The organism is Anabaena lutea FACHB-196 (assembly GCF_014698305.1).
Lineage (GTDB): Bacteria > Cyanobacteriota > Cyanobacteriia > Cyanobacteriales > Nostocaceae > Anabaena > Anabaena lutea.
In genome coordinates this window covers 53699-76125 of record NZ_JACJST010000003.1, presented here as the reverse complement: position 1 = coordinate 76125, position 22427 = coordinate 53699, and the positions used below count along the sequence as shown (strand labels likewise).

The window sequence follows — 22427 nt, the reverse complement described above, 5'->3', positions numbered from 1 at the left end:
TTATCTGCTGACTTGCAATATTTGAGATGCCGTATTCCTAGAATTTACCTAAACTTGAATTAGAGAGAATTGCTCAATTGTGCTTCTGAAATCCAAGCACCGTGGAAACCGTAAGGTACTCGTTGGGGAATAATTACCCGCGCGACAGATTCACTGGTGATATCTTGAGCATTGATGACTACTAATTCCGAAGTTTCTGAATTTTGATCATAAACAAAGGTGATTAGCCAACCATCATCTTCTGTGGTGGCATTCAGGCTGGGTGCAAATACTGATTCACCGCCATAGCGTCCCTTTCCAAATTCATGGGTTTGGGATTGGCCATGACTGAAATTGTACTTAATTACTCCCTCAAATAAAGGTACAGGACTTGTTGCCATTTTGCCAGCGTAGCCATATTGGGTTTTTCTCCCTAGGAGGTTTTCGTTAACACGGGGAAATTCTGCTGGTACATCGTCAAGCCTTTCTTCTTTGACTGCACCTGTAATTAGGTTAAACCGCCAACGGTGGAGGAGGGGTATGTCTGCTGTGGGATCTGTTTGTGAACCACCCATTAAAATAGTGGTAGAACTCATGCGACAAGCAATAAGTACTACTTCGTCTCCTTCTTCGTAGGCGTTGAGGGTGTGGAAAACAAAGCAGGGGGAACTTTCAAACCAGCGGATGTTGCTGTTGTCTCCGTGACGTGGGACAATGCCAAAGCGACTGGGGCGTTGGTTCTCAAACATCATCATTGGTTCTCCTCGCTGCATTCTTTCTGGGCTGAAAGTCAGGGGTAAATCCATGAAAATACTATAGTTTTCAGTAATGGCGAAATCATGCATCATTACCCCCGTTGGGATATCAATTGGTACTGTTCGCAATAATTCCCCTTGTGCGGAAACTACGCCATATTGTAAGTATGGTGGTGCAAACGAGTAACCAAAGAACATCATTTCCCCAGTCACTGGATCTACTTTTGGGTGAGCAGTAACAGGAGAAACCAGCTGGTTATTGTAAGTGTATTCATCAATAGTTTCTAATTCAGGAAGTTGGATATTGTGCGGCGCACCTCCTTCCCACAATGCCAAAAATTGACCTGCGTGCCATACTAAGGCTGTATTAGCGGTATTTTTGCCGATGCCATGAGGATTATCCTTTTGGGGTGGTTCCATAAATCCACTCCAGACAGCTTTACCCGCTGCATTTTCGATTTTCCAGCCTCTGGTGCGAACGTAGCGATTGCGATAAGTGGCTTTACCGTTGCTGATTTGTACACCATGTAACATTCCATCGCCATCAAACCAGTGATACTGACCAATGGGTGAGCGTTGGGGATTAGGTCCATTTCGCACAAACATCCCGGAAAGATCAGCGGGTAATTCACCTATAACTTGCAGTGTATCAGTGGTGATTTCTTGACTAATAGGGGCAAAATTACCATCAAGATAGGGATTTACGGCGGTTGTTAACATTGTCAATATTAAATTTGATTGGCACTTTCTTTAATATAATGAGCGATCGCTAATTTTGCCGGCCAACAATCAGGTTATTCTCGGAATATTGACAATTGCAATTTCAACCTGAGTGAGAATATACCGTGAGCCTAACTCTTTATTTACTCCGTCATGGACAAACAGAATCTAGTCGTATGAATGCCTATTGCGGTGCAATAGACTCAGAACTCACCCCTGACGGCTTAGAAATGGCAAATGCTTTTGCTGCTGCTTACAGTTCTACCCCTTGGAAAGCAATCTTTTCTAGTCCCATGCGACGAACCATAGCGACAGCAAAACCTTTATGTACAGCCATAGGAATGCAACCTGAACTGCGAGATGGTTTGAAGGAAATTAACTATGGTGAATGGGAAGGAAAAACCCCAGAAATCATCAATCGTGAATATCATGATGATTATATCCGTTGGTCAGCCGACCCCGCTTGGTATGCTCCAACTGGTGGGGAAAGAGCAATCACAATTGCTGCTCGTGCTATGCAAGTAATTGAAGAAATTAAGCATCTTCACGATGATGGTAATGTTTTAGTTGTTGCTCATAAGGCAACTATCAGAATTATTCTTTGTAGTTTATTAGGAATAGATGTCGGACGCTTTCGTTATCGTTGGGGATGTCCTGTTAGCTCTTTAAGTATTGTCGAATTTACAAACCATGGCCCAATGTTGCAGGCTTTGGCAGACCGGACTCATTTAAATGATAGATTGCGGAATTTACCAGGAACTTAAAATAATTCGTAATGCGTAATTCGTAATAGAGCCTACGGTCCCGCTAGGGATACGTAATTAAGTTTTGTGACGGGGATTTAGACCCCGGCCCAAAACTTACCGATTATTGAACCGGGGGATTTAAACCCAGGGTACCAGGAGAAACTCACTGAGAAAAAACTGCAATCAGATGTAGAGACATTCTAGAGAATGTTTCTACCCTATAGGTAATTAGCCAATCATTAAATTATCACCAATTTTCTTATGTTTCCCATTATTGAAACTATTCCTTTACGTCAAATGGCTTCAGGCGATATCCTATCTCTTCAAGTTTATAAATTTATCGGTTCTCATCCTGGCAAAAAGGTTTATATTCAATCTAATTTACATGGGGCGGAAATTTCTGGTAATGCAGTTATTTATCAGCTAATCGAGTTTTTATCATCAATAAATCACACTGATTTGGCTGGAGAGATTTGGTTAGTTCCTGTTTGTAATCCAATGGGAACAAATGAACGCGCTCAACATTTCTCTCCTGGGAGGTTTTGTGCTTATGAAGGTAAGAACTGGAATCGCATTTTTTGGGACTATGAGAAAGAAGCTGATGATTTGGTAGCTTTTACTCAATCTCAACTGCATCTTGATATAGAGGTCGTCAGACAAAATTATTTAACTAGAATTAAAAGTAAATTTGCCGAAAATTTAGAAAAAATTAATTCTCCTGCTAGTGTCCCCTACACTGAACTATTTCGCTATCAACTACAAGCCCTCTGTTTAGATGCAGACTACTTAATTGATTTACACTCTTCTGGTGATCAAGGTTTAGACTATCTTTATTATTTCCCCAAGCGAGAAGATAGCGCCAAATACTTCTTACTTGATTATGGAATTTTATTAGATAAATATGATGGAGATGCTTTTGATGAAGCTTTTATCAAACCTTGGCTAGCACTAGAATCTGCTTTTGAAAAACTGGGTCAAAATATCAGATTTGATATCGAAGCTTGGACATTGGAACTGGGAACAGGAATGCAGATAAAATCTGATTCAGTCGCTCAAGGTGTGCGGGGTGTAAAAAACTATTTAGCACAAAAAAGGGTTTTACAAAATCCTGACTTGATTCTACCTCAAACACAATCTCATCAAATGTATTTTGCAACCAGTAGCCACAGAAAAACCTATTATGCTATTGCAGGTGGTATGATTCAATCTAGAGTTAAATTGGGTAGTAGTGTCAAAGCGGGAGATAGACTGTATCAAATTATTAGTTTTAATAAAGAAGGTAAATTACCTACTGTAATTGATATCTGTGCTGAAGCAGATGGATTGGTTTATGATATGTCAACAAATCAGGCTGTAAATCAAGGTGAGTCTGTCTTGGGAGTGCTTCAGTCATAAATCGGAAGACTTGAGAAGTTAGAATAGTTGTAATTTTACAATTATCCTAAATTTGTATTATTGCTGATATCTTTTTATGAAAAATAAGGATACAGGATGAATCAGAATTTTCGAGTCATTCTTGATAATTTCCTGAAAAACTTGCTTCTATAGATTCCTACTACCAACAAATATTTTGACTCCTGAACCGATAGCGCAGCGTGGCGTCAGCCATAGGTCTGCGAAGCGTCTCCTGAACCGGAGGTCTGCGAAGCGTCTCCTGAATTCTGACGACGAAAAGATGAAAATATATTCAGTAATAGATTAAACTGAAAATAAGGACAACCCCGCACAGACCAGGGTCATTTTTATGTCTGTTTTTGATTTGAAAAAAAACCAATTTATCCCCAGTGTGAAATATGAAGGTGGAGTCAAAGGTGAGTAGTATTGATAATTATACCTTCTCTATGGCAGGAGAAGTCACAATTCCCCAAGCTCCTCCTGGATTTAAATCAGGTTTTATCGGCATTATTGGTCGTCCTAATGTCGGTAAATCTACTCTGATGAATCAATTAGTAGGTCAAAAAATAGCCATCACTTCACCAGTAGCCCAAACTACGCGAAATCGCTTGCGAGGAATTTTAACTACTGAAAAAGCCCAACTAATTTTTGTAGACACACCAGGAATTCATAAACCTCATCATCAACTGGGGGAAGTGCTGGTACAAAATGCCAAAATTGCCATTGAGTCGGTAGATGTAGTACTGTTTGTAGTCGATGGTACAGTAGCTTGTGGTTCAGGCGATCGCTATATTGCCGAGTTACTGAGTCGTAGCCAAACACCAGTAATTTTAGGTATCAACAAAAGCGACGAACAACCCTCAGATTTTCATAAACTAGATGAGAGTTACACAGAATTAGCCAATTCCCATCAATGGCAAAGTGTCAAATTTTCTGCCAAAACAGGTGCAGAAATAGTAAATCTGCAAGAATTATTAATTGGACATTTAGAATCAGGGCCGTTCTATTATCCACCTGATTTGGTGACAGACCAACCAGAACGCTTCATTATGGGAGAATTAATCAGGGAACAGATTTTGCTGTTGACGCGAGAAGAAGTACCTCATTCAGTAGCGATCGCAATTGATCTCGTTGAAGAAACCCCAACCATTACCCGTGTACTCGCTACCATCAACGTCGAACGCGATTCCCAAAAAGGAATTCTCATTGGTAAAGGTGGCACAATGCTCAAAGCAATTGGTAGCGAAGCTCGTGAACAAATCCAAAAACTCATTGCTGGTAAAGTTTACCTAGAATTATTTGTCAAAGTTCAACCCAAATGGCGACAATCAAGAATCAGGTTAGCAGAATTGGGGTATCGCGTAGAAGAATAGGGGATTGGGGATGCGGGGAGATGGGGTGACGCGGGGATGGGGAGATGGGGACGCACAGATGGGGAGATGGGGAGATGGGGAGATGGGGAGATGGGGAAGATGATTATTGATATCTTTCTCCTGTCCCCAATTACGAATTACGTTGGCGTAGCCTGCTGTAAGCATTATTACGAATTACGAATTAATGCTGATGGACTTGCTCCAGTAACCACAGTGAAGCCACAGTCCCCACAAAATGAGCCGCGATGCCATTAATATTCGCCACTTCTACAAACACATCCATAGCGCGAATAATTCTGTAAGGGTCAGTAATTGCTACTCCTGGGGGTTGGGATACAGATTTGCCCACTAGCACAACCACCGTGGCTCCTGCACCAAAAATGCTTAATAACATCCCTACTAAACCGATTATAATTCCCAGTCGGATCATGCTAACGGTTTCAGCCTTACTAGGATGCAAAGTTGAATTAGGATTGGCTAGGCGTTTACCGAAGCGTGTGTAGCGAAAATTCCAATAAACACTGAATAATAGCACTAACATCCCGCAAATACCCCAAAATATCCCAACTCCTAGACCAGCATTTTGTTGTTGAGCAAAATCACGACCAGTAATAGCAAACAACAAAACTAAACCAGAAACCACAGCCAGTCCCAATTGTACCCAGAAACTCAGCCAACCTGTGAGGTTAATAGTTTTAGCAATATCTTGTAGTTTAGGTGCAAGCGATGCTTGGTGCTGGTTGTGCGATCGCACTTCGGATTCAGTATGCATATTCATCACTGGTTGCTTGGTATGTTCCCTATTTACATAGGCTAGTTCCATCAACTGACTCTATACCCCCACCTACAGACATAATTACCGCCAACCAAATATGAAGGCATAAGATATAGATTAGAAGCAGGAAAGGCAGAAGGCAGGGTGCAGGGGGCAGGGTGCAGGTGTGCAGTAGATAATTATTTCTCCCCATCTCCCCATCTCCCCATCTCCCCATCTCCCCATCTCCCCATCTCCCCATCTCCCCATCTCCCCATCTCCCCATCTCCCCATCTCCCCATCCCCGCGTCCCCGCGTCCCCCCATCACCCCATCACCCCATCTTCCCAGTCCCCAATCCCAATATGTACAATTAACCACATCATCGACTGATAATATTACTGCATCAGTCGTCATGAAAATCAGCACCAAAGATAGAAAACAATGATTAAATCTTGGATGGTAATCGGGGGTGTGACTTTCTTAGTTGCCTTCGCTAGTAGCTTCGTTACACCTAGTGAACGCCAATGGTTCAGGCGTTTACAAAGACCCAGATGGCTAACCTTTGAAGGAGCAATTCCGCTGATTTGGACTGTAATATTTATCTGTGGTGCTTGGTCAGCTTATATTGTTTGGGAAAACAACCCAGGAACCAACACAACCTGGTTAATGATGGGTTTATACCTACTTCTAGAAATATTTACCATTGCTTACACACCTGTAATGTTCCGGCTTCGCAGTTTAAAGGTAGGTACAATTATCGGTGGCACAGGTTTCATTATCTGTCTTTTAGTCACCTTTGCAGTCTTACCAGTTTCTGTTTGGGCAGCATTATTACTGCTTCCTTATTTACTGTGGAGTCCTATCGGCACATATACCACTTGGGAAATGATTCGTCTCAATCCTGAAGATGCTTAAGACTTGTGCCTACAAAATTACCTTAATCTCAGCGAACCTCTGCGTTTAATCAAACCAACCTACCATAACGAGCAGTTCCTTGATTCTGCAACCAAGCCCACATTTGATCACCAAAAGAAAAATGCCACCATTCTCTAGGATTGCGTTGAAAACCGGCTTTTAACATCACATCTCGCAGTAATTGACGGTGAGCATCATACTGTTGATTACTCTTAGCATAATATTCAGGGTGCGATCGCTCGGACATTTCATCAATCGGTGAACCCATATCGACAACTTGTCCATTTTCATCCACCAGGGTAATATCTACCGCAGCCCCCGTACTATGGGGAGGAGGAGTATTCATATCTAAACTGGGTACAGCCCAAATTTCATAAACCGCTTCCCAAACTTCTTCTCGTTGCTGGGGTGATAATTGCGCTTCTGTCAAACCCCTGTCTCGCAACGCTTCCCCAAAGCTGTAATCTACCATAAACTGCTGTACAGCCACAGGACGATAAGCATCGAATATCTGAATATACCAATTAGGATGTAGTAATTGTAAATAATTTTGCGCCTGAATCAAATTTGCAATTACACTTTCGCGCAAATAATAAGGTGAATGTAACCCATAATTAGCACCTAACTTTTCATAAGGGTGAGGAGATTCTACCGCAAACAATTCTAGAGGAATTTTTACTAAAGGTTCACCACATTCAATAATCGGGATTTGGTGATATGGACGCATTTTAATTTGATATTTTGTATTTAAATTATCTTACACTTGTTCTTTAATTCATTTTAATTGATAATGTCTGAATCAGGATTCTCAGGATTAAAGGATGAACAGGATTAAGAATGAATTTTATCCATCATCCTGAAAATCCTCAAATCCTGTATATCCTGATTCAGACAAATTATCCTCAACATCAAATCACTTCTCATGTTCACAACAAGACTTTGACTCCACCTCTGGAACAGGATCATAACCCCCAGGATGAAAAGGATGACAGCGTAAAATCCGCATAATACCCATCCAACTACCACGAAATACCCCAAACCGTTCAATAGCTTGAATAGCATACATAGAACAAGTAGGTTGAAAGCGACAAGTGGGGGGAAACAGGGGAGAAATAAATAAGCGATAACCCTTAATTAGCCAAATCAATAATATTTTCATACCCAAATCTAATAAAGTAGGATTAAAGTTAAAAATACCTCTATTCCATCATTGTTTAACACAGTCCTCAGTTTAGAAACCCTTTCACCATTGTCGCTGCAAATTGCCCCTGCTGCGGCTTGGGTGGGATTAATTATTGGCCTTGCTTGGGTAGTTAGTCGTTTTCCCAACAGCGAACCCGAAATCATCCGCAAAATCGTGCATATTGGCACAGGTAATGTCATTTTAATCGCTTGGTGGTTAGATATTCCCCCATTTGTGGGAATTACAGCTTCAATTTTTGCGAGTATCATCACCTTATTGTCCTATATATTCCCAATTCTCCCTGGTATTAATAGCGTTGGTCGTCAAAGTTTGGGAACATTTTTCTATGCTGTGAGTATAGGTGTTTTAGTAGCTGGTTTTTGGCATTTACACCAACCCCAATACGCTGTTTTAGGAATTATGATTATGGCTTGGGGAGATGGACTAGCAGCTTTAATTGGGAAACGCTTTGGCAAGCATAAATATACAATTTTTGGTTCTCAAAAAAGTTGGGAAGGTTCTTTCACAGTTACTTTAATTAGTTATTTTATTTCTTGGACTCTTTTACTGATTACCCAAGGTAATATTTGGCAAACTTGGGTAGTTTCATTAATTGTAGCTGTAATTGCTACGATTTTAGAGGCATTTTCCTTTTTAGGAATAGATAACTTAACAGTTCCTATTGGTAGTGCTATCTGTGCTTATATGTTAACTCTGCTACTCTCTGGATACTGAATAATTCCGGATTTAGAAATATAGGTAAATGATTTTTTTTATAATTAGAGATATCTAAAAATATAGATATTGATTTTTTGATTGAGTGAAAAAAGTGAATATTTGGGTAGATTCAGCCGATTTTTGTAAAAACAAAAACTAAATATTATCTAGATTTTCTCTAATACAATTAATCTTTTAATATGACTATTCTAGAAATAAAAAACTATTTTGTCTCTACTTTGAGAGGTAAACTTGCAAACTTTACTTTCTACCCGCAGATTTATGAATTATTAGGCAACAATGCTTATAGTTGAGTTGTTAGGTGATGAAACACCTAATTACGTAAGTGAGGCAAATAATTGTGTCAAATCAAATTAACGCATCCGATTTGTTTGTTGCTTTATCTGTTCAGCAACAAGAGCTTGTAACTGGTGGGGCTGACTTTGAACTAGCCGCGACTAATTACGCTAACAAAACATCAGGTTTAATAGGAACAAGTATCTCAGGTCCTCAAGGTAGCAGTGCTACTTCCGCAGGTAAGTCTAATACCATACTGACTGCGGGACAAGATTTCTTAGGTTTAGGTGCAGAACTTCCTGCCGGTGTCGGAGCTTTAGGTCCAGCAACACTACCAACTGAAGGAGAAAGTTTAGCCCCAATTACACCCGTAGAGGCTATAACTGGAGGAATTCTTCCGTAAATATAGGCTAGTAAGCCTATAAGTCGCCCAATCTCAAAGCAGGATTGAACTAGTACCGCAGGGCGGAATTAAAAATTAAAACTTAAAAATTCAAAAAAGCAGATTACACAGGCTTTTTAGTAATTTTTAATGGTTAGTTATTTTCGCCTTTGTATACTAGTCACTTGAAGTTTATTGTGAGTGGGTGCTAAAGATAAAAGTAGATTCCAGAGTTTTTCTGCCATTTTCAATGAATGCAACACCCAATTCATCTGGCTAGAGATGCTTGGGAAAAAACTTCATGAATGAATCAATCTCTGGAATCTTTACTTTATATCAAGGCAAATCAGGCTAATAATTATTGCCAATCAAATCATTATCTAAACCAGAAAATGCTCTACAGGCTTGAAGCCGCGATTAAATTTTGAGCATACCTTTTCAGATAAAAAAGGGGGTTAGAGGAGATGATAAGAACTTGCTCAACGTAAGTGAGGACTTTGAGAAAGTTTTAGCCTTCCCCTCCATTTTCTTAACGCCTGATCTGCGTTGAAGATTTAAGAAAGATAATTACCAATGCTAGGGTATAACTATCTCAACCCCTTACACCACATTATAGCCCATCATCAAATTAGTTTTCATCATGTGAATAGAGAAATTTATTTGTTTTTATTTCTGCTAATTTATTACCTAAGATAGTTACTTTTTGGTTGCATGATATTAGTAATTTCTATCTTAGGTCAGACTATCTTAGTCCTAACAGAAGGTGTAATACCGTGAACTCCTTACAGAGTCAAGATAACAATTCTTGGTATAACCTCAATAACCAAGCTACAGAGGATTTACATATATTAGAAGCTAATGAGTTTCTCCCCCATATCGGTAAATGGATTCATATTGGTGGGGGAGTGATGATTAGTATGTTTTTAGTAGCTGTAAGTCTCACTTCTGTCCTCTATTACAGTGTCACAGTCAAAGTTCCTGCAACTATCAGACCATTGGGAGAATTACGGTTAGTTGAATCTGCAATGACAGGAACTGTAAAAAAAATTGTAGTTAAAGAAGATCAGGTAGTAAATAAGGGAGAAATAATTGCTTATATTGATGACTCCCAACTACAATCTCAAAAAAGACAACTGCAAAATACTATTCAGCAGAATCAATTACAACTTATTCAAATTGATGCCCAAATCAATCAAGCTAATACTCAACTAATTGCTCAAACTAACTTAAATAACCGCACAATTATAGCTGCACAAGCTGAATTAAAGGGTACTCAACGCAACTACATAGATCAGCAAACTCAAGCTACTGTGGAAATGATCCAAGCCAAAATAGCTATAAAGTTAGCAAATGATCAATTAGAAAGATTACAAACAGAAAGAGTATTAGTAGCCACGGTGGAAGAAGCAGAAGCAGCTTTAAAACTGGCAATTTTACAGCGTGATCGATTGCAAAATATAGTTGCATCAGGAGCAATATCTCGCAATTTAGTGGAGGAAAAAGAACAAGCCGTAAAATCGGCTCAAGCCAAATTAGAACAAGCTAAATCTAGTGCTAAAAATATCCAAGAAGAAAAAGAACAAGCTGTAAAATTAGCAAAAATAAATTTAGAAAAAGCGAGAATTGCCATTAACCCCAGTCATGCAAACGTAACAGTAGCACTGGAAAAGATTCAACAAGAAAAGTCCAGAGGTGAAGGCAATTTAGCAGCTTTAAAAAAAGAACGAGAACTATTACTCCAGCAGCGTCTAGAACTGCAAAAACAACAAATTCGCACTCGTCAAGAACTACAACAGCTAGAAAATGAGTTGAATAAAAGTGTGATTCGCTCACCAGCTACCGGTACACTAATGCAACTGAAACTCCGTAACTCTGGACAGGTTGTACAACTCAGTGAAGCTATTGCTCAAATTGCACCTGTTGATGCTCCTTTAATCATCAAAGCTCAAGTTTCTGCTAAAGATATTGACAAAGTAAAAACGGGTCAAGCAGTTCAAATGCAAGTTTCAGCTTGTCCATATCCAGACTATGGAACTCTCAAAGGAACTGTAAAAACAGTTGCACCAGATGTTGTCGCAACTACACAAAATAATTCTATTATCAGTACACCCCAGATACCTACTTACGAAATCAATATTGAACCACAAAGTCTATTTTTAGGAAAAGGAGATCATTTATGTTATCTCAAATCTGGTATGGAAGGACGTGCTGATATTATTTCTCGTCAGGAAACTGTACTACAATTCATCCTCAGAAAAGGCAAATTAATCACCAACCCATAATGTAATACATTTTCAAAAACCATAGGTTGGGTGAAGCGACAGCGCAACAAAAGCTTTGATAAAGTTGGGTTTCCTTCCGTCAACTTAACCTACTAACATCCTCTTACTAATTATGTTCAATATCTTCAAATCTCATCAAAATTACCAGTGTACTTTACAGTTAAGTGAAGAAGACTGTGGAGCAGCTTGTCTAGTTTCTATTAGCAAGCATTATGGACGCTTTTTAAGTATAATTAAAAGCAGAGAAGCTGTTGGTACTGGACAATTAGGAACAACTTTATTAGGTTTAAAACGAGGCTCGGAAAATCTCGGTTTTAATGCTAGAGCCGTGAAAGCTTCCCCAGACATTGTAGACAGAATAACAGAAATTAAATTACCTGCAATTATCCATTGGCAAGGCTACCATTGGGTTGTTTTATATGGTAAGAAAGGTAAAAAATACGTAATTGCCGATCCTGCTGTTGGACTTCGTTATCTCACAAAAAAAGAATTAACCGATGCTTGGAATGGTGTAATGCTCTTATTAGAGCCAGAGCCAGATCGGTTTTCTGAGCAACCCCAAGAAGAATCAAAAGGTGGTATCACACGTTTTTTTCGCCGCATTTTGCCCTATCGGGGCTTGCTAACTCAGGTTTTAATGATCAATATCGTCCTGGGTTTACTAGCTCTAGGAACTCCTGTTTTAATTCAATTACTCACAGATGATGTTCTAGTTCGAGGAGATGTGCAATTACTTACTGTTGTAGTTTCCGCAGTTGTCGTCATGAGCTTATTCAGTGGAGGTTTGCAAGTATTTCAAGCCTTAATGATTTCTCATTTTGGGCAGAGATTACAATTAGGCTTAGTTCTAGAATTTGGCAAAAAACTTCTCCAATTACCCTTAAATTATTATGAATCTCGTCGAAGTGGTGAAATCACAAGCCGACTCCGAGATATTAGTGAAATTAACCAATTAGTATCACAAATTGTCATTGTTTTACCGAGCCAGTTTTTTATCGCTGTTATTTCTTTATGCTTAATGTTATTTTATAGCTGGCAATTAACAATAGCAGTCTTATTAATTGCTAGTTTCATAACTTTATCTACCTTACCTTTCTTACCCATTCTTCAACAAAAAACCCGAAGTCTCTTAGTCTTAGGAGCAGAAAATCAGGGTGTTTTAGTAGAAACATTTAAAGGCGCACAGGTAATTAAAACTACAAATGCTGCTCCTCAATTTTGGGATGAATTTCAAAGTCGTTTTGGTCGTCTGGCTAATCTTGCTTTTAGCACAGTTCAAATAGCAATTATTAATGGTACTATTGCTAGACTTATATCTACAATTGGTGGTGTCATTTTACTAGGATTTGGGAGTCTTTTAGTAATTAAAGGCGATTTAAGCATTGGACAAATGTTAGCTTTTAATGCTTTACAAGTTAATGTTTTAGCTTTAATTAATTCATTAGTTGGCTTCGTTGATGAATATTTTCGCTCCCAAACCGCAGTTTCTCGATTATTAGAAGTTATTGATGCCACACCAGAAGTAGTAGGAGGAAGTCAAAAGCCAATTGCCCAAATTTCCAGTAATGCAGATATTAGTTGTTCCCATCTCAAATTTCATCACCCAGGCAGAGTTGACTTATTAGATGATTTTTCTATCCAGATTCCTGGAGGAAAAGTAATTGCTTTAATTGGTAAATCAGGTTGTGGTAAAAGCACTTTAGCTAAATTATTAGCTGGTTTATATGTACCAGAATCTGGTAATATCCGCATCGGTTTTTTTAATATTCAAGATATTGCCTTAGATTGTTACCGACAACAAGTAGTTTATGTACCCCAAGAACCTCATTTTTGGAGTCGTTCAATTTTGGAAAACTTCCGTTTAGGCACACCTAATATTTCTTTTGAAGAGATTGTTCAAGCTTGTGATATTGCTGATGCAGATGGTTTTATCAGTCAATTACCGAATAAATATCAAACCGTATTAGGGGAATTTGGAGCAAATCTTTCAGGTGGACAAAGACAAAGATTAGCGATCGCACGCGGAATTATCAAAAATCCACCTATACTCATTTTAGATGAAGCTACCGCTGGACTAGACCCCATGAGTGAAGCTCATGTTCTAGATCGTCTTTTGGAATATCGCACAGGTAAAACCACAATTTTAATTACCCATCGTCCTAGCGTTATCCATCGCGCTAATTGGATTGTTCTCATAGAAAAAGGTCAGATACAAATTCAAGGCACTCCTGATACATTTTTATCAAAACCTGGAGAGCATTTGCAGTTTTTGACTGTATAAATTAATATTTTCAGAACTTTCTGCTATTCTGCCATAGTTTAACCCAACCTAGTTACTTGTGCAAGGAGTAATCATATGCCTAAACATACTCGATTGAATCATCCTCAATTATTTAAATATCTTTCTGATACCGAGCAAGAATCTCTAGTTGGTGGGCAGATATTTCCTATGTTAGATCTATTAGGTGAAAGTAAGTTATTCTTCCAAAAAACTGATATCGAAACTGAAGGAGAAAGTGATGTAACTCTCGCTTCAGGTGATTCTACCTCACAAACCACCAAATATAAATTCTCCCAACTCACTATAGGACTTTCTTTCACGTTTGGGTTGCTAACAATTAGTTCTAATAGTGATAAATTGAGTAATTTATTACCCAATCTTCTAAATAATTTATTTTCATAAAATAGCCAGAATTAAATTCAAACATCTTTTTGTAGAGATAGCTTTATGTTTTCTCTACATTTTTTGTTGCTTGATTAAATCAATAAAACATTTCTAATTCTATATTATAGCTTTATTTTTAAATAGATATATAAACAATAAACATCAGTTAAAAGAAAGATATTCATCTGAAATTATTAGAACCTAGGAAGAACTTAAGTTGTATTAAATTTATAACTAGGGAGTCATTAATTTCTAAGAATGAATGTTTATAAAAGAAGCATAGGTGTTATTCACCTGTTCATAAATTGAGGCTAACAATCATGTCAAATCAAAACATTCAATCTGATTTACTTGTAGAACTATCAGCAGAAGAACAACAACTTTTATCCGGAGGACAACAAAGGTCTCGTCGACCAATAATCTGCTATAGCTACGGTCCCTATGAAGACGATTTTGATAGAGGTGGTAGAGGTGGTAGAGGTGGTAGAGGACGTGATGTTGATGTTGATGTCGATGTCGATGTCGAAAGAGGTAGACGGCGGAGATTTTAAGTGGATAAAACCCATAAATTGGGTAGCCATTTAATTTGAATCTTGCATTGACTAGAGGAAAGAGAAAGCTGATATAACTGCCTCAAAATAATTGAATTTTGAGAGAGTTTGGGTAGTCTCAGATGTTCTCTTCAAACATTACATTCAACTTCTAGATACTCCCAAGGAAACTACTAGAGATAACTCTTCACTTTCTCTTTCCTCCTAATGAAAAAGAAAACAATTCCCTCAGATGAGGCACATAATTATGTCACTTCAACACAATATATCTAACTTGCTTGTAGAACTATCCGCAGAAGAACAACAACTTTTATCTGGAGGATGTTACAAGTCTACCCGTTCCTGTAAACCGAAAAAACAAAAATGTGGAGGCGACTACCAAAAATATAATCAATATACACCCTCTGACGAGGATGAGAGCTATTCTGATACTTGCGATAAATACCGTGAGTAATTCTCTTCCTCAGTAGGTAAAGTTTATAAACTGAGCTATCTTTGATAGTCTTGGTTTTTTAATCTTGTAGTTATCGGATGAAGGGAAATTTTCGTATCAATCACTTGCTATCAAGCATCAGCCGTATCTAAGTCTCAGATCTACTCGTAAATCTTTACGTCCACGGCTGAGAAATAAAATAGAAACCTGCTAGGATTCATACCTAATTTTCTCCTCTCTCCTTTTTTAATATGAAATTTTTAAATTGTGAATTACGCATGATTGTAGTAGTTTCTGATGGGAAAAATCAACTCATAAATTATAGCCGTGGACAGGGTGGTTAGGACATCAATTGATAATGAAACTCTTACTATAAGAGGGTTTTACTCCTGACCCGATAGCGCAGCGTGGCGTAAGCCATAGGTCTGCGAAGCGTCTCCTGACTCCTCCTATAATTGATTTGCTCCAAAAGATAGAAATTATAACTATTAGTTTATAACCATAGAATAATTGAATTGATCAAGATTAACTTTATAAAAAGATTATGACTGAATAAGATTTCTCAACTAATGGAGGCTAACAACTATGTCAAATAAAATTATTTCATCTAAGTTGTTGACGGAATTATCCGCAGAGGAACAGGAAGTTTTAGCAGGGGGACGTGGCTGGGGTGGTTATGGTCGCGGACGTGGCTGGGGTGGTTACGGTCGCGGACGTGGCTGGGGCGGTTACGGTCGCGGACGTGGCTGGTAAGTAATTCAACTCAATAAATCACCTATCAGTGACCGCTGGGTATATGTGGAGATTGCTCACCAATCCAATCGAGTAAAATGGGATTTACCAACTCAGGAGCTTCATCTTGAGGGCAATGCCCCACACCTTCTAAAGGAATAAACTTTTGTACTTGGGGAAAATTGGCTAACTCTTTACCTAAATCAATAGGTTCCCAAGGGTCAGCCGTTCCCCATAAAATAATCGCTGGACAAGATAATATAGGTAATAATTCTTCCGCTAAAGGTCCACTGGAATAAGCAGTAAAAGCCAAAAATACAGCAGCAGCACCAGGATCTTTTGCCGGTGTCATCAAAATATCTACTAACTCATCTGTCACTGTTTCTCCGTTAGCATAGGCTTGTAAAAGAATCTTTTTGACTGTTTTTGGTTGAGCTAATTGACTAAAAAAGAAATTACCTACTGGTTTAATAGATAAAAAATTTTGTAGAATAGGCGCACCAAACCGCTTGATCCAAGGTAAAGTAACACGCTTGCGATCGTGCAATAACCGCAAAGAACAGTTCAGTAGCGCAGTTCCTAAAGCCATATCCGGGTTAATTACCGCAGCTTGCAGAGCGACAATACAACCAATGGAATTTCCCACTAGAAACGCAGGTTCACCCACCACTTCCCGACAAAAATCTGCTATTTGCTGTCCCCAAGTTTCTAGTGTGTAGGTAATTGTCTCACCGGGTGCAGGTTTAGCTGAACCACCAAAGCCAATTAAATCAATGGCATAAACCCGACAATTTTCTGCTAAAACTGGTATATTTTTGCGCCAGTGTAGCCATGATGCGCCAAAGCCATGCACCAGAATCACAGCCGGTCCACTAGTTCCTTGGGTTTGGTAACAGATGGGAAACCCTTGCCAAAGCCAGGTTTTTGTGGATGTAAATGCGTCTGTAGAATTTGTCATAAAAAATTTACGTGGTGCTTGGCAATATTTTTAAATAAAATTCACATAAAAAATATACTTTCGGATGATGAAAATAGCACCAGTACTAGATTGGGTAGTTTTACAATTTACGCCACCTAAATTAGTATATAAAATTAATTGGATATAAAACAGATGCTAAGGCGTGGTTTTACACCTGCAAACCAACGCTGATTTTGAAAAAGTTTTTGTTCCTAGTTCCTTCGGGCAAGAGAAGATGACTATACTAGAAACAATTGATACGCCGATTGGCAGTTATTCCCCAGATTTTGAGTTACCAGGAGTTGATGAGCGCGTACACCATCTCAGCCGTTATTTAGAAAATTTACGCTCTGTATGTGTCATCTCGATGTGTAACGATTGTCCCTATGTAGAGTTGTATGTTAGTAGGCTAAAGAGTATTCAAGCGGAATTCTCCCCAAGTGGCTTCACACTAATCGGATTAAATGGTAGTCATGCCAATAATAATGATGTTAAAAATGGAGAAGACTTTAGCCCTGGGTCAAACTTTGAGAAAATGAAAGCTTTTGCCCAGCAACATGAGTTAAACTTTCCCTACCTAAGGGACTCAACCCAGGATGTGACTTGTAGCTTTGGTGCCATCATCACACCTACAGCTTTTTTAATCGATCATGATGGAATTTTGCGGTACAAAGGACAAATTGACGATCATCCCCAAGATCCATTAGCAGAGGGAACAGATTATTTAAGAAATGCGATCGCAGCATTATTTCAAGGTCAAGAAATCCAGCCAGTACAAACACAACCAGTTGGTACGCCATTAGTATGGCGGAAATAGACCAGAACTAAACACAGATAGTCATTGTACTGCTATCTTAAATTGGAGGCAATTGCAACTTTTTTGATAAAGCGAAACTTCATGGGAACGAATTACCGACGGGTTTTACTTAAACTGAGTGGTGAAGCCTTGATGGGCAACATGGGCTATGGTATTGATCCAGAAGTGGTCAAAGAAATAGCCGCAGAGGTAGGAGAGGTGGTAACCACTGGCGTTCAAATCGCCATCGTCGTTGGCGGCGGCAATATTTTTAGAGGTGTCAAAGCGGCATCGGCGGGTATGGACAGGGCAGCCGCTGACTACATAGGGATGATTGCCACGGTAATGAATGCCATGACGCTGCAAGATTCGCTAGAACGAATAGGGGTACAGACGCGGGTACAAACCGCGATCGCTATGCAAGAATTAGCAGAACCGTATATTCGTCGTCGTGCCATCCGTCATCTCGAAAAAGGACGGGTGGTAATTTTTGGTGCAGGTTCGGGAAATCCCTTCTTTACAACAGATACCACTGCCGCTTTAAGAGCAGCCGAAATTGATGCAGAAGTGATTTTTAAAGCCACTAAAGTAGACGGAATCTACGACGCTGATCCTCAAATTCATCCTGATGCCAAGCGTTATAAAACCCTCACCTACGCCCATGTTTTGGCTAAAGATTTGCGAGTCATGGATAGCACCGCAATTGCCTTGTGTAAAGAAAATAATATTCCCATTCTTGTATTTGACTTAACGGTGCGAGGTAACATCCACCGAGCAGTAATGGGAGAATCTATCGGTACCCTTGTGGGAGGTTCTTGTGAAATTAGCTGAAGCTGAAAGTAAAATGCAACATACCGTTGAGGCCACTCAACGAGCTTTTAATACCATTCGCACTGGTCGTGCCAATGCAAGTCTACTAGATAAGGTACAGGTGGAATATTACGGTACACCCACCCCCTTGAAATCTCTAGCAAATATCAGCACCCCTGATGCTTCAACAATCTTGATTCAGCCTTACGATAAGAGCAGTCTCAACATAGTTGAAAAGGCAATTTCTTTGTCAGATATAGGTATAACCCCCAGTAATGACGGTTCTGTCATTCGGCTCAATATTCCACCTTTGACAAGCGATCGCCGGAAAGAATTTGTCAAAATGGCCGCTAAGTATGCTGAAGAAGGTCGGGTAGGCATTCGCAATATCCGCCGTGATGCTCTTGACTCGATTCGTAAACAGGAAAAAGCTGCGGAAATTTCCGAAGACGAATCACGAGATCAGCAAGACAAACTGCAAAAACTGACAAATAAGTACACTGCCAGAATTGATGAGTTGTTGACAGACAAAGAAAAAGACATCACCACCGTCTAAGCTGGGGACGCTCCAGATGGGGAGATGGGGAGATGGGGAGATGGGGAGATGGGGAGATGGGGAGAGTATTTATCTTTCTTTATTATTCCTGCCTCCTGTTTCCTGTTCCCTGTCACCTGTCACCTATTCCCCTTCCCGATATTTATTGAAACTTCACCAAAAATCCGAAACGCTTATATATACTGGAAAATCAACTAATTAAAATAAAACGCAAAAATTCAGCCATTATGTACGACTGCATCATCATCGGTGCTGGCCCAGCGGGTGGAACAGCAGCATATCATTTAGCCAAGCGAGGACGCTCAGTCTTAGTTCTGGAAAAAGAATCCCTGCCCAGATATAAGCCTTGTGGTGGTGGTGTGTCACCAGCGATCGCGCAATGGTTTGACTTTGACTTTAGCCCCGCAATTTCTGTCAAAGCTGACTCTCTCCGCTTCACTTGGAAATTAGGCGACCCCGTAGAAGCCAAAATCGCCACCAAAGAACCAGTCTGGATGGTGCGGCGAGATGTTTTTGACCATTTCTTAGTACAGCAAGCTCAAAGTCAAGGCGCTGAACTACGAGACAATACAGAAGTCACAGGCATTGAATTTAAAACCGATTATTGGCAAGTTAACACAGCCAACGGATCAGTAGAAGGCCGCTACCTAATCGCCGCTGATGGTGCAAAGGGTCCAATGGCAAAATGGCTCGGCTTCAAAGACCGTAAACGCCGTCTAGCAGGAGCATTAGAAGCCGAAATTCCGGCAAATGTAGAAAATAAATCGACAATTCACTTTGAGTTTGGTTTAGTCAAAAACGGTTATATCTGGAATTTCCCCAAAGCTGACGGTTATTCTATCGGGGTTGGTACATTTATAGGTGGCGAACCCCAGGATTTTAAGAAAATTTTAGATGAATACGCCAAATCTTTTAATGTGAATGTCACCAATAGCAAGCAGTATGGTCATCCCCTGTGCATCTGGGATGGAAACCAAAAGCTGCATACCCAAAATGCAGTTTTAGCCGGTGAAGCCGCTTGTGTAGTTGATCCTTTTACCGCCGAAGGTATTCGTCCCTCTATTTTTAGTGGTGTCCTAGCCGCAGCATCCATTAACGATGCTCTTAGTGGGGATATCAACGCCTTAGAGCAATATAGCAACGCCGTTAACGAACAATGGGGTTCTGAAATGGCTTGGGCGCAAAAATTAGCCGGAGCATTTTATCGCTTCCCTGGTATTGGTTATAAAGTGGGTGTTAAACGTCCCTCCGGCGCTCAAATCATGGGTAAAATTCTTTGTGGGGAATTGCGCTATGGCGATGTTGCCGGTCGCGCATTGAAACGTTTAATCCCTGGTTTTGGCGGCTAGGTAATAATTCGTAATTCGTAATTCGTAATTCGTAATTCGTAATTACACTCATATCCCGGACTTATCCAATAAGTTCGGGATCTTGTTTTTCATAACTCATTTTAAGAAAAACACCAAAGAATTGCTCCTGTTAGCAGAACGCACAGAACCCCAGCCAAACCAGCTAGGGGTTTTTTGTTTTTACCTGTTAGCCATTCTGAGACTTTACCTGTGTAGGTAATGAGTTCTGCTGTATCTATGGTAGCGATCGCCCATACCCATCCGGCATGAAGTCCCCAAGCTATTCCTAAATTATTACTATCAGCGAATCTGGCCACCACTAAAACCATTCCCATTAACCACAACCCAGGGATTTGCGGTACAGTTTCCCGTTGTTCCCAAACTAAATGTAGTAAAGCAAAAATCAAGCTGGAAATAATCGCTGCTACCCAAATTGCGTAATCCTTCTCTAACTGAGTCAATAAAAAACCCCGAAAAACTAATTCTTCTATCCCACCCACAAACAAAGCCACCAAGGAAATTGGTAGCAAAATAGTTGGTATTAACTTGATATTTGATTTTTCTAAATAGCACCAACCTAGCCAAAATTGGCAGGTAAACACTACAACTAATCCCAACACACCCAAACCAAAACCCAGCAGTAAGGAACCAAAAATAGAACGGTTAACAACCAAACCATAATCAGCAAAAGACCCCAGTCCTAGCCCATTTATTCCCCAGAGAATCAAGGGTGCTAATAAATAGAGGGACACCAATAAAGGTATTTTTTGATCTGGTTGTAAAGGTTTATTAAGTTGCCAATTTATAACCATCCCAATTATCGCTGCTATTGGCAACCAGCACCCTACCCAAGTAATTAAAAAAGCCATGACAATGTACAATACTGAGGAATCTTTAAGAAATGTCAGTAAGGTATTGGCCAATGGCTCTAAAAATGCTATTGAAACAGACAAAAAAAACACGATATACTTCTATCCAAAATAGAGTTCTTGTTTATTAATCAAGACTCTACTAGAATTTGTGACTCATGCAAAAGTTTCACCAATTTTGGATTTTGGATTTTAGATTTTGGATTTATGTCACCCACAAAGGGTTTTGGCTTAGAGAAACTTTAATCCCTCATCAACCTCAAACAAAAAAATCTCAAATCGGCTTTTCTAAAATCTTAAATTGTTGGTAAAGTCGGAATTTTTTTGTGAATGAATTTTTAACCTACAAATCCTAGTACACAAAGGCAGCCGCCAACCAACCATTAAAAATTCTTCAACAGCTGATGTAATCTGCTTTTTTAATTTTTAATTTTTAATTTTTAATTCCGCCCTGCTGTACTAGTTACCTGTAGCTGTAGGGACAAGTTATCAAGCATTCACCCAAAACTTACCCCTACTATCAGAAAAATTTAATTTTCCTCTTCATCTTCTAACTCTGTTTCGTCAGAGTCTACATCCTGGGATGTTAATTTTTTATCACTTTCACCTAACTGAATCAAGTGAATATGCTTGTAACCGAGCCTAATTTCAAACTCATCACCAGGTTTTAAGCCCATTGCTTTGGTATAAGTAGCACCAATGACAATTTGACGATTTTGGTGAACACTTACGCGGTATGTCGGTTCGCGGCCACGTCCATCTTTAGGTGCTTCTGGACTAAGAGGAATACCTCTAGCAGACAGCAAAGCATCATAAAAATCGGTGAGATTAACACGAACTTGGTTATTTTTAGTGACGGTGTAATAGCCGCACTGCTTTGCTCTTTCTCGGCGGGGTAAATTAGAAAGCTCTTTTACTTTAGCAAGTAGTGCTTTTCCAGTTAATGCGGCGGTTGCAGTTTCAGTCATTATTCTCAAAATTTCCTTAATCTCTCCAAGCTGATCAACAATGTCGTTTTATCCCAGTATTTGGCTTCTTAGCCACTGCATAGAGCTACTGAAGACTCTAGGGTTAGGAGTGAATTCCTGCTGATATGAGCAGCCCAAGCACCTCTATCCACAATAAATTAGAGGTCATGGTAGTCACAGACATTTATTTAGGTGATTTTACAGCACTTTTAACCATCATTCGCCATTAGAAATAAAAGT

Annotated in this window: 24 protein-coding genes; 16 read left to right on the top strand and 8 right to left on the bottom strand. The window is 39.5% G+C overall.

Annotated features, from left to right (window positions below; translation table 11 throughout):
- Window positions 1–59: 59 nt before the first annotated feature.
- The gene (locus H6G59_RS04795) at window positions 60–1454 is read right to left on the bottom strand and encodes a carotenoid oxygenase family protein (RefSeq protein WP_190712002.1); all 1395 of its coding nucleotides are present in this window, start codon (window positions 1452–1454) and stop codon (window positions 60–62) included.
- 125 nt (window positions 1455–1579) lie between these two features.
- Between H6G59_RS04795 and H6G59_RS04790 the strand changes: the two genes are divergently transcribed.
- The 3 genes from H6G59_RS04790 (at window position 1580) to era (ending at window position 4968) form a co-directional block, all read left to right on the top strand.
- Window positions 1580–2218 carry a histidine phosphatase family protein gene (locus H6G59_RS04790; RefSeq protein ID WP_190712001.1) on the top strand — a complete coding sequence of 213 codons (639 nt, stop codon included), beginning with the start codon at window positions 1580–1582 and terminating at the stop codon, window positions 2216–2218.
- A gap of 243 nt (window positions 2219–2461) precedes the next feature.
- Window positions 2462–3595, top strand: coding sequence for a succinylglutamate desuccinylase/aspartoacylase family protein (locus tag H6G59_RS04785; RefSeq protein WP_190712000.1), 1134 nt, complete (start codon window positions 2462–2464; stop codon window positions 3593–3595).
- A 398-nt stretch (window positions 3596–3993) separates the two neighbouring features.
- The gene (era, locus tag H6G59_RS04780) at window positions 3994–4968 is read left to right on the top strand and encodes a GTPase Era (protein ID WP_190711999.1); all 975 of its coding nucleotides are present in this window, start codon (window positions 3994–3996) and stop codon (window positions 4966–4968) included.
- A gap of 181 nt (window positions 4969–5149) precedes the next feature.
- Here era and H6G59_RS04775 read toward each other — a convergent pair whose 3' ends face one another.
- Both H6G59_RS04775 and H6G59_RS04770 read right to left on the bottom strand, forming a co-directional pair.
- Complete coding sequence (locus H6G59_RS04775) at window positions 5150–5740, bottom strand: DUF3611 family protein (RefSeq protein WP_190711998.1); 591 nt, start codon at window positions 5738–5740, stop codon at window positions 5150–5152.
- A 182-nt stretch (window positions 5741–5922) separates the two neighbouring features.
- Window positions 5923–6138, bottom strand: coding sequence for a hypothetical protein (locus H6G59_RS04770; RefSeq protein ID WP_190712326.1), 216 nt, complete (start codon window positions 6136–6138; stop codon window positions 5923–5925).
- 27 nt (window positions 6139–6165) lie between these two features.
- Here H6G59_RS04770 and H6G59_RS04765 point away from each other — a divergent pair, with 27 nt between their 5' ends.
- Window positions 6166–6639 carry a TspO/MBR family protein gene (locus H6G59_RS04765; RefSeq protein ID WP_190711997.1) on the top strand — a complete coding sequence of 158 codons (474 nt, stop codon included), beginning with the start codon at window positions 6166–6168 and terminating at the stop codon, window positions 6637–6639.
- A 49-nt stretch (window positions 6640–6688) separates the two neighbouring features.
- Here H6G59_RS04765 and H6G59_RS04760 read toward each other — a convergent pair whose 3' ends face one another.
- A complete protein-coding gene (locus H6G59_RS04760; RefSeq protein WP_190711996.1) occupies window positions 6689–7366 on the bottom strand; it encodes a M15 family metallopeptidase in 678 nt (225 codons plus the stop codon).
- A 186-nt stretch (window positions 7367–7552) separates the two neighbouring features.
- A complete protein-coding gene (gene yidD, locus H6G59_RS04755) occupies window positions 7553–7798 on the bottom strand; it encodes a membrane protein insertion efficiency factor YidD (RefSeq protein ID WP_190711995.1) in 246 nt (81 codons plus the stop codon).
- 51 nt (window positions 7799–7849) lie between these two features.
- Between yidD and H6G59_RS04750 the strand changes: the two genes are divergently transcribed.
- The 8 genes from H6G59_RS04750 to H6G59_RS04715 all read left to right on the top strand — a co-directional run bounded on the left by H6G59_RS04750 (window position 7850) and on the right by H6G59_RS04715 (window position 15902).
- Window positions 7850–8557 carry a diacylglycerol/polyprenol kinase family protein gene (locus H6G59_RS04750; protein ID WP_190711994.1) on the top strand — a complete coding sequence of 236 codons (708 nt, stop codon included), beginning with the start codon at window positions 7850–7852 and terminating at the stop codon, window positions 8555–8557.
- Between the two features lie 343 nt (window positions 8558–8900).
- Window positions 8901–9239: a CTB family bacteriocin gene (locus H6G59_RS04745; protein WP_190711993.1), complete on the top strand. Its 339-nt coding sequence runs from the start codon at window positions 8901–8903 to the stop codon at window positions 9237–9239.
- Between the two features lie 752 nt (window positions 9240–9991).
- Complete coding sequence (locus tag H6G59_RS04740) at window positions 9992–11500, top strand: beta-barrel domain-containing protein (RefSeq protein WP_190711992.1); 1509 nt, start codon at window positions 9992–9994, stop codon at window positions 11498–11500.
- 112 nt (window positions 11501–11612) lie between these two features.
- Window positions 11613–13781 carry a peptidase domain-containing ABC transporter gene (locus H6G59_RS04735; protein ID WP_190711991.1) on the top strand — a complete coding sequence of 723 codons (2169 nt, stop codon included), beginning with the start codon at window positions 11613–11615 and terminating at the stop codon, window positions 13779–13781.
- A gap of 75 nt (window positions 13782–13856) precedes the next feature.
- Entirely contained in the window at window positions 13857–14183 is a 327-nt protein-coding gene (locus H6G59_RS04730; protein WP_190711990.1) for a hypothetical protein, read from the top strand.
- A 302-nt stretch (window positions 14184–14485) separates the two neighbouring features.
- Complete coding sequence (locus tag H6G59_RS04725; RefSeq protein WP_190711989.1) at window positions 14486–14716, top strand: hypothetical protein; 231 nt, start codon at window positions 14486–14488, stop codon at window positions 14714–14716.
- Window positions 14717–14963: 247 nt separating this feature from the next.
- The gene (locus H6G59_RS04720) at window positions 14964–15170 is read left to right on the top strand and encodes a hypothetical protein (RefSeq protein ID WP_190711988.1); all 207 of its coding nucleotides are present in this window, start codon (window positions 14964–14966) and stop codon (window positions 15168–15170) included.
- A 564-nt stretch (window positions 15171–15734) separates the two neighbouring features.
- Complete coding sequence (locus tag H6G59_RS04715) at window positions 15735–15902, top strand: hypothetical protein (protein ID WP_190711987.1); 168 nt, start codon at window positions 15735–15737, stop codon at window positions 15900–15902.
- Between the two features lie 25 nt (window positions 15903–15927).
- Here H6G59_RS04715 and H6G59_RS04710 read toward each other — a convergent pair whose 3' ends face one another.
- Complete coding sequence (locus H6G59_RS04710; protein ID WP_190711986.1) at window positions 15928–16839, bottom strand: alpha/beta fold hydrolase; 912 nt, start codon at window positions 16837–16839, stop codon at window positions 15928–15930.
- A 235-nt stretch (window positions 16840–17074) separates the two neighbouring features.
- On the opposite strand from H6G59_RS04710, the gene H6G59_RS04705 reads away from it, so the two are divergent.
- The 4 genes from H6G59_RS04705 (at window position 17075) to H6G59_RS04690 (ending at window position 20350) form a co-directional block, all read left to right on the top strand.
- Entirely contained in the window at window positions 17075–17656 is a 582-nt protein-coding gene (locus H6G59_RS04705; protein WP_190712291.1) for a thioredoxin family protein, read from the top strand.
- Window positions 17657–17737: 81 nt separating this feature from the next.
- The gene (gene pyrH, locus H6G59_RS04700; RefSeq protein WP_190711985.1) at window positions 17738–18466 is read left to right on the top strand and encodes a UMP kinase; all 729 of its coding nucleotides are present in this window, start codon (window positions 17738–17740) and stop codon (window positions 18464–18466) included.
- A complete protein-coding gene (gene frr / locus H6G59_RS04695) occupies window positions 18453–19001 on the top strand; it encodes a ribosome recycling factor (protein ID WP_190711984.1) in 549 nt (182 codons plus the stop codon). The genes pyrH and frr overlap by 14 nt, the downstream gene beginning before the upstream one ends.
- Before the next feature lie 227 nt (window positions 19002–19228).
- Window positions 19229–20350, top strand: a complete 1122-nt coding sequence (locus H6G59_RS04690) for a geranylgeranyl reductase family protein (RefSeq protein WP_190711983.1) — start codon at window positions 19229–19231, stop codon at window positions 20348–20350.
- 101 nt (window positions 20351–20451) lie between these two features.
- Here H6G59_RS04690 and H6G59_RS04685 read toward each other — a convergent pair whose 3' ends face one another.
- Together H6G59_RS04685 and H6G59_RS04680 are read right to left on the bottom strand one after the other, a co-directional pair.
- Window positions 20452–21312, bottom strand: a complete 861-nt coding sequence (locus tag H6G59_RS04685) for a CPBP family intramembrane glutamic endopeptidase (protein WP_190711982.1) — start codon at window positions 21310–21312, stop codon at window positions 20452–20454.
- 437 nt (window positions 21313–21749) lie between these two features.
- On the bottom strand, window positions 21750–22187 hold the full coding sequence (locus H6G59_RS04680; RefSeq protein ID WP_071191720.1) for an AbrB family transcriptional regulator: 438 nt from the start codon (window positions 22185–22187) through the stop codon (window positions 21750–21752).
- Between the last annotated feature and the right edge of the window lie 240 nt (window positions 22188–22427).